Below are 7,816 nucleotides of genomic sequence, written 5' to 3'. Positions count from 1 at the left end.
GCGCGTCGTGAGCTGGGGCTGGTAGTACCTGTCGACCGTGCTCGACGATTACTCGCGCTACATCCTGGCGTGGACGCTCGGCACGACGATGAAGGCGTCGGACGTGACCGCGACACTCGACCTTGCGCGAGCGAAGGCGGGAGTCGACGAGGTGGCGGTCGTGCACCGGCCTCGACTGCTGAGCGACAACGGTCCCTGCTACGTCGCGGCTGATCTGGCGACCTACCTCGGTCGCCACGGGATGCAACACACGCGAGGAGCGCCCTACCATCCGCAGACGCAGGGAAAGATCGAGCGCTACCGCCGCTCGATGAAGAACGTGGTGAAGCTGGAGAACTACTACAAGCGGGCCTGCGGCCCGGGGTCCGGATGCCCCCCGGAGCAGGCAGAAACACCCTTTATTTGGGGGGGGGCAAGCCCCGCCGAGCCCTGGTTCGGAATCGAGGCCTTGACTAACCTCTATTAGTTATGAGAACAAACAACTCTTGTTAGCACCCGGGCGGCGCGCTCCAGCGACCACCCGCCCCCCATCCGCGCAGGAGTCAACGCAATGAAGAAAAATCCTCCCCCCACCCGACATCTCGTCCTCGCACTCGGGATGTGCATCGTCCTCGTCGGTACCGTCGGCACCGCCGGCGCGGATGATGCCGCCCGTTGCGCCTCGTCACTTCAGAGCGCCTACGGAAAATACTTCGCTTGCGCCCTGAAACTGCATTCCAGAGCATCGAAGCAAGGCGATTTCACCGGCGACGTCGACTTCACATCGTGTGAGGTGCGCCTCGACAAGATCGTGGGGAAAACGTTCGCACGATACGGCTCGGCCTGCCCGGAGTTCTCTTCCTCCGAGATCGTCGAGTTCGCCGATCAATGCGTGGGCGATACCGCAAGCGCATCGGCAGGAATGCTCCCCGCAGCCGCGCTCACGACCGTGGCCGAGGCGTGTACGGGACCAGTTGCCCTCGACCGCTCCAAGGGACGCTGCCTGCCTCTAGCCGAGGTCTTCGCAGCCCACCCGCCCAAGATCGATTCGATCGACATATCGCCGAACGCGCCGGCGGGAACGTCTGCCGGCCACGTTCTCCCAACGGCGAGCGTTCGGGTGACCTTCGCCCGAACAGAATTGAAGCGCCTCCCGCCCTCGCTCGAGATCGATGTGGGCGAACGCAAGCCGGTGATCCTCGAAGCCAGCGCCACGGACCAGGCGGTCTACACCGGCACGATCCCGTGGGATTCGAAAGTATGGAGCGAATACAGCGCTGCTCTCGAGCAGTCGGAAGCAGTGGCACAGGGTCGGGATACACCCGTGTTCGAGGGCCGGGTGCTGGCCGGGGAAGGTCCCGCATCCGGCGGATTCTTCTCGGAGTTCCTCGCCCCGGGGGGGTCCACCTCGAGCGTCCCGGTGCTCCCGGTCATCTCCCCAGCGACGGTCGACCCAGACCTCACGCTGATGATCACCGACGTGAATGTCGTCGAGGACCCGGATCGTACGTTCGACCCCTGTACCCCATCCACCGGCACGGCCATGGGCAAATGGACTTTCGGTCGCCTGATGGAAGAGATGGCGAACCCCTCGGCGACCGGCCTCGATCCCTCGGCGTTCACCCTCGACCTTCTCGAGAACTGGCTCGTCGACCAAACCGTCAACGGCCTCTCGATTCCGGCGAGAACGGCGATGCAGAGCGTCATCGACCGCTGGCAACTCGCAAGCGGAGGTGCGGGTGTCCCACTCGATCTTAGCATTGCCCCCTTCCGACTGATGGCCATCGTCAACCGAGTCGACCTGCGCGGAAACTCGCCCTACGGTGGTGGTGGCGGCGGGGATTGCGGGGAGGGACGCTTCGTCTTCGGCCTGCTGAACACGGACACGTGCGACCCGCTGCGGTTCGGCGTGATCCTCGAGTACAAAGTCAATCTTCCCGGATGTAAACCGTGTCGGAAGTACGCGCGCAAATGGCTCGATCTCCAGGACCCGACTCTCGGCGGCCCCGGCGATCCATTGTACAATGACGAACTGGAAAATCTCACCGACATCTTCTCTCTGGGTGGAACCACTCCAGGGAACCCCAACGGCAGTTCCCTGGGCCAGCTCCGCACCAATGAGAACGCTCTCGCTTCTCAATGGGAACTAAGAGAATTCGTTTTATCTCCCGCAACCGGGCTTCTCGTTCCCGATACGACCAAACAAAACCCCCACATGCCTTTGAACTTCACCACCGATCTCGAGAACTGGGTCAACCCGAATGCGCCGATCATCTGCGCGAACGATTTCACGGTACCCGACGAGCACCCGGTGGGTGCCCCCTTCCTCGCGGCGAGCGTCCCCTACGGTTCGGCCTCGTTCTTCGACGGGGTAAGTTCTGCGACACTGCCGGACCGCTGTGCTCGCTTCGAGTTGTCTTTGAATAGTTGCGCGGGATGTCACGCTCGCGAAACCGACACGAGCTTCTGCCACGTTGGCGATGGTTGCACGCGCCCCATTGGCAGCCCGGCCCTGCTCTCAGGTTTTCTCACCGGCAACACGGTCATCGACCCCGCCGACGGCACGCCGACGAGAACTTTCAACGACCTCGCCCGGCGACAGTCGGACCTGTGGCTCGCAGCCCACATTCCGTGCTTCCCACGACTTGCACTCCCCGTGCTCGCAGCCGAGCACTGAGAAAGCGCACCGGGAGCGATTCGGTGCGCGCCGGCCACACGGGGCAGATCAGTTGAGATCTGCGCGGAACAAGCCGCGCGAGACGCCGCCCGGTGCGATCTCGCCGCGCCGATTGGCGCGCACCGGAGACGCCGGGAAATCAGCCTCCCAGCACCGACCGGTGGTGGTCTCGTGGGGCTGGACCCGCACCCCGTGCGGCGCATTGGGAGGAAGGTAGGGCAGGTCGAGCGCCGGCGACGAACTCACCACTTTTGCGACGCTGCGAGCGGGACTGCTGCGTAACCGCACGATCTCGACCGCACCATTGCGGTTCCTGCGCTGCCAACCATTCTTCTGAGCCTTCCAGGGGACCTCGGGCGAAATGGCTGCGTCGACCTGCGCGTTCATGGTGTCGCCGGTCTAGAGACAACGTTGGTACTCGCCTTCGGCGGGATCCACGAACGCCTGGCTCTGCCGCGCGCCGCAGGCTCACGCGTGGAGGCGGGATCGCCGGGGCACGCCGAGATCTCACGGCACGTGCCCCCTTTGGGATCGCACGTCCACTCCAGACGCACCCCATCGCGTTCGGCCTGGCGATCGGACTCCAAGCCAAGTGTCCCCGCGTTCTCTCCAACAAAAGCGAGAACGCTGCCGTCCTCCGAGAGCGCGAGCGTGCTCGAGGAGCCTCCGCAGGGGTACTCCTGTATTGGATAGACCGTTGGATCCACGGTGAGGCGCCGCAGTCGGCGCGTCAGGCGATCTCGAAGAAACACCTGATCCCAGCGGACTGACGATAGGAAGGATGACCGGCCGATTTGCCCAGGTCGATGGGTAGCCGCCACCACGAAGCCTGGAGCGAGGTCCGGTTCTTGTGCGCGAGCGGCGGCGACGGTCGTCGGGTTCTGAGGTGCGATGGAACTCCGAAGGTCAAGAAGATGACGAGGACTCGTCGCAAGTAGCAGGATCCACGCGCTGCGCAGGCGAGTGACCGCGCCGGAAGTGTCTCTTATAAATTGACCCCAAAGATCCCGACGTCTTTGACGAGGTACACGAGGTCCGATACCTCCTTGCGTTCGTGCCCCTTTTCGCCCTCCTCGCCGCGACGTTCCTGGCGGATCTGCCTGCGCGCCGCGTCGCGCTCGTGGCTCTCGCGTGGGTCTATTCGGCGGCGCTCACGTTCTCGCAGGTGTCGCGGTTCTCCGTTGACCAGCAGTGGCAGGTCGCCGACGCCGTGGAGAGGGCAAGTGAAAACGCGGATGCTCCGTTCGTTGCGGCGCCTGGCTACTACGCCGCGTGGATGGGGTTGGAGGTTCCCTTCAAGTTCTTCGGCCTCACTTTGCGGATGGAAGAGCCGGGGGAGTGGCTCGAAGCTGAACCCGACTACTTCGTGCTGCCGGACATCGGCTCGAACAGCGTTCACAGCCGCGGGTTGGCGCGGTTTGAAGAGGAGTTCGACGGGTTGCGGTCCGGGCGGGCCGGGTATGACTTGTTGGGTACCTATCGCTCTGACTTCTTCTCGAGTCGCCTCTATACCTCTGTAGACCCGGCGCTCGGGAACTCGTTTACCCAGGGCGAAATCGGGTTCGAGCTCTGCGGGCGTAGCGATCGGCCGCGTCCTGCGGGCGAGCGGCGGCCGTAGCGGGGCGAACGCGGGTCATGCTCTTCAATAGCTTCGAGTTCTGGGCCTTCTTCGCGCTCGTCCTCATGGGGCTGTATCTGCTGCCGCGCAGGGGGATCAACGTCTTCCTGCTGCTGGCGAGCTACGCCTTCTACGGCGCGTGGGACGCGCGCTTCCTCTCGCTGCTCTGGATCTCGACCGTCGTCGATTACATCGTCGGGATCCGGCTTCACGCGTCGGAGGACCCCGGCGTTCGGAAGCGTTGGCTGTTGGTGAGTCTCGCGACGAACCTGGGGATCCTCGGCTTCTTCAAGTACGTCGGATTCTTCTCGGCGAGCCTCCAGACATTGCTCGAACCTACGGGAGCGCGCCTCGCGCCGTGGGCGATCGAGGTCGTCCTGCCCGTCGGGATCTCGTTTTACACGTTCCAGACGCTCTCCTACACGATCGACATCTATCGGCGTCAGTTGGTGCCGACGCGGAGCCTGATCGACTTCGGCTTGTACGTTTCCTTCTTCCCGCAGTTGGTGGCGGGCCCGATCGAGCGTGCCACGCATCTGTTGCCTCAGATCCAACGGCAACGTCGCGCGACGACGAACGACATCGCCTCGGGCACCTGGCTCTCCCTATGGGGGCTCTTCAAGAAGGTCGTGATCGCGGACAATCTCGCGCCACTGGTCGATGCGGTCTACGCGCCCGGGGTTTCGGCAACGGGTGCGGAGGTCCTCTTCGCCACGTACGCGTTCACGTTCCAGATCTACTGCGACTTCTCGGGGTACACGGATATCGCGCGGGGAATCGCGCGGATCATGGGCTTCGATCTCATGCGGAACTTCGACGTCCCGTACTTCTCGGCGAGCATCGGGGAGTACTGGCGGCGTTGGCACATCAGCCTCTCGAACTGGCTTCGCGACTACCTCTATATCCCTCTCGGCGGGAATCGAGGCACGACGTTCCGAACGGTCTCGAACCTCATGATCACGATGGTGCTCGGGGGACTTTGGCACGGGGCCGCCTGGACCTTCGTGGTCTGGGGAGCCTTCCACGGGGCGTTGCTCGGACTCGAGCGTGCGCTGCAGCCGCTGGGTCTGCGGGTACGAAAGGCGTGGCCGAGTGGTGCGTATCTCCGCAAGGCTGCGGCGATCTTCGTGACGTTCCATCTGCTCTGCTTCGGCTTCGTGATCTTCCGCGCCGAGAGCCTGGCGCACGCGGGGGCGCTGCTTTCGCAGCTCGTCGGGCCGTTTCACGCGGTCTCGGTCGCGCAGTGGGTTCGGCCTCTTGCGATGCTCCTCGGGCCGCTCATGCTGATGGAGTTGATTCAGTGGAAAACCGATGAGCCGGAGATCGTGCTTCGGTGGCCGTTCCTCGCTCGGGCCGTGTTGTACACGGGACTGCTGCTTGCGATCGTTTTGCTAGGTGAAGATGGTGGAACCCCGTTCATCTACTTCCAGTTCTGACCGCTCGGGATGGTTCCCGTGGGCCGCCGCAGTGGCGGTCGTTTCGGTCCTGATCCTGGATGCTCTGCTTCTCGGCGGGAGCGGCCCGTGGGGGATGATCTTGAGTCACGTCCCGATCACGAACCCGTCGAGTCACATCACCGCGCGCGAGCGTGCGTGGTTGGCCGAAGGGAGCCCGCCGGGACAGAAGGTCGCGGTCGTTCTCGGGACGAGTCGCGGCATGGCGGGTTTCTCGGAGCCGTTCCTGGAGGAGCAGGTGCCCAATCTGGACGTCGTGAAGCTCGCGCGGCCGGGCCACCTTCCGTTCCAGACCCGTTCGCTCATCGAAGATCTCGTCGACGCGAAGCCGGACGTCGTGGTCTTTCCTCTCTCGGAGTTCAACACGCATCGTCCGATCCGGATCGAACCGGTCGCCGGTCGTGGCACGGCGAACGTCCGCGCGATCGTCAACTTGCTCACGGCGGCCGGCCCGGGCTTCGCCTGGGAGAACCGCACGACGGTTCTGCGTCTCTTCGGGGCCGCGACGTTGAACGGTTACCGGTTCCGCGAGGTCCTCGGTCTCGCCGGGCTCTATCGCCTCCGGCGGTTCACGCGTCAGGATTTCGGTCGTAGGGACGAGGGCGGCCTCGAGCCGCACGCGGTCCGACCGTTCCAGGCGGGACGCGAGCCGATCGCTTTCTGGGAAGAAGCGATGGCGCCGATGCCCGAAGAGCAGCTGCAGGAGATCTCCCGGCAGTTCGGCGGACCTCTCGGTCCCACGGTGCGAACGCACCAGACGCCGATGGTGCGCGAGATCACCGCCGGCTCGCACGTCCCGATCCAGTACGCTCTGGTTAGGCAGGGTGTAGACCGCCTCCTCGAGGCAGGGATCGAAGTCGTGATCGTGGAAACGCCGCTTCACTCCGTATCGGCCGAGCTCTACGACGTGGGTTTGCGGACGGAATTCCTCGAGCTGGCGCGCGAGCTGAGCGACAAGCCGGGCGTGACGTTCGTCTCCCTGGACGAATCCGGTCCGTTCGTAGACGAGGACTTTGGAGACATCCTCCACCTGGGCGACCTCGGCCAGGACAAGCTCTCGCGTGCCGTGCTGCCTGCACTGCGGGCCAGCCTGGCGGGATCTTCGGCGGATTCGACGGGCGCCCCGGCTGCGCCCGCTGCCCCGGGGCACTGAGCCTCTCCCACGCCCGAGGAAACCTGACGACTTTCCGTGCCCGGAACCCCCTTCCTCCCAGCCGCCCGCGTGCTTATACTGGGGTTGGCTCGCTAATGGGGGCGACCAGGTTTCGACGGAGGTTTACAAAGTCAGGAGTTGCACGCCGAGGATCCGGGTTGGCCTCGTTAATCATCCCGGGCTGCAATCTAACTGCAGACAATTTTTACCAACTCCAGGCGGCTTAGTCCGCTCGGCGCTCACTTAGCGGCCTCCCAAGCCGTTGAACTGAGTGTCATTTAATTGGGATCGGATTCGCACTGCAGCTAGGAGGCGCGTCTCTTAAATTTTCCAAGCTGGCCGCAAGAACCCCGCTCACGGGGGGCGAAGCGGTGAGATTAAAACGTGAGCTAAGCGTGTAGTAGCTTCTGGTTGAGTGCTTTCGGACGGGGGTTCGATTCCCCCCGCCTCCAGTTTTAAGTACCTGTTTTTGCAGGATTGTCTTCGTTTTCTGTTGTCTCGGGTAACAGCCGGGTAACAGATAAGAGCGCGGCACTGACACGGGAACCGTCTGCCTGATCGGGCAGATAGGCCCGGTAGTGTTCCCAGATCATCCGCTCGGAGGTCCCGCAGAACTTGGCGACCCAGCCCGGATCCTCCCCCGCCGAGAGGGACAGCGTGATGAAGGTGTCCCTCATGCCGTCGTTCTGGCCCCGATGGGCGATGCCGAGTTTCCGCAGGGTCGGCTTGAACACTCGTTTGTGGAGCCAGTCCTGGGACAGGGTTTTGCCCAGCGAGTCGGTGAAGACGTAGTCCCGGCGACCCGTCTTGAGCGATGCACGCCTCCGGCGCTCCAGCACCTGGAAGATCGCGGGCAACTTTCGGCAGTCGAGTACGCGCTCGCCGGTCTTGGGCCTCCAGAGGGATCCGCCCTTCTTGGGGCTCGACGCCTGCTT

Annotated in this window: 6 protein-coding genes, 1 other RNA gene and 1 pseudogene; 6 read left to right on the top strand and 2 right to left on the bottom strand. The window is 63.9% G+C overall.

Annotated elements, in window-relative coordinates; all coding sequences use genetic code 11:
- Nucleotides 1-343, top strand: a pseudogene (locus P8R42_23075) (DDE-type integrase/transposase/recombinase).
- 207 nt (nucleotides 344-550) lie between these two features.
- Entirely contained in the window at nucleotides 551-2,656 is a 2,106-nt protein-coding gene (locus P8R42_23070) for a hypothetical protein (GenBank protein ID MDG2307480.1), read from the top strand.
- Between the two features lie 48 nt (nucleotides 2,657-2,704).
- Here P8R42_23070 and P8R42_23065 read toward each other — a convergent pair whose 3' ends face one another.
- Nucleotides 2,705-3,043: a hypothetical protein gene (locus P8R42_23065; GenBank protein MDG2307479.1), complete on the bottom strand. Its 339-nt coding sequence runs from the start codon at nucleotides 3,041-3,043 to the stop codon at nucleotides 2,705-2,707.
- 667 nt (nucleotides 3,044-3,710) lie between these two features.
- Here P8R42_23065 and P8R42_23060 point away from each other — a divergent pair.
- From P8R42_23060 to ssrA, 4 genes are all read left to right on the top strand, one after another.
- Nucleotides 3,711-4,274 (top strand): hypothetical protein, encoded by a 564-nt coding sequence (locus tag P8R42_23060; GenBank protein MDG2307478.1) that lies wholly within the window; start codon nucleotides 3,711-3,713, stop codon nucleotides 4,272-4,274.
- 17 nt (nucleotides 4,275-4,291) lie between these two features.
- Nucleotides 4,292-5,710, top strand: a complete 1,419-nt coding sequence (locus P8R42_23055) for an MBOAT family protein (GenBank protein MDG2307477.1) — start codon at nucleotides 4,292-4,294, stop codon at nucleotides 5,708-5,710.
- 31 nt (nucleotides 5,711-5,741) lie between these two features.
- Nucleotides 5,742-6,881, top strand: a complete 1,140-nt coding sequence (locus P8R42_23050; protein MDG2307476.1) for a hypothetical protein — start codon at nucleotides 5,742-5,744, stop codon at nucleotides 6,879-6,881.
- Between the two features lie 97 nt (nucleotides 6,882-6,978).
- Nucleotides 6,979-7,336, top strand: a transfer-messenger RNA (tmRNA) gene (gene ssrA, locus P8R42_23045).
- Here ssrA and P8R42_23040 read toward each other — a convergent pair.
- Nucleotides 7,337-7,816 (bottom strand): hypothetical protein (locus P8R42_23040; protein ID MDG2307475.1); only part of this gene is annotated, 480 nt, incomplete at its 5' end. It lies immediately after the preceding tmRNA gene.

The organism is Candidatus Binatia bacterium (genome assembly GCA_029243485.1).
In the GTDB taxonomy this organism is placed as follows: domain Bacteria; phylum Desulfobacterota; class Binatia; order UBA12015; family UBA12015; genus VGTG01.
Note: the sequence above shows the minus strand (reverse complement) of the source record. Positions and strands in the feature narration are given on the sequence as shown.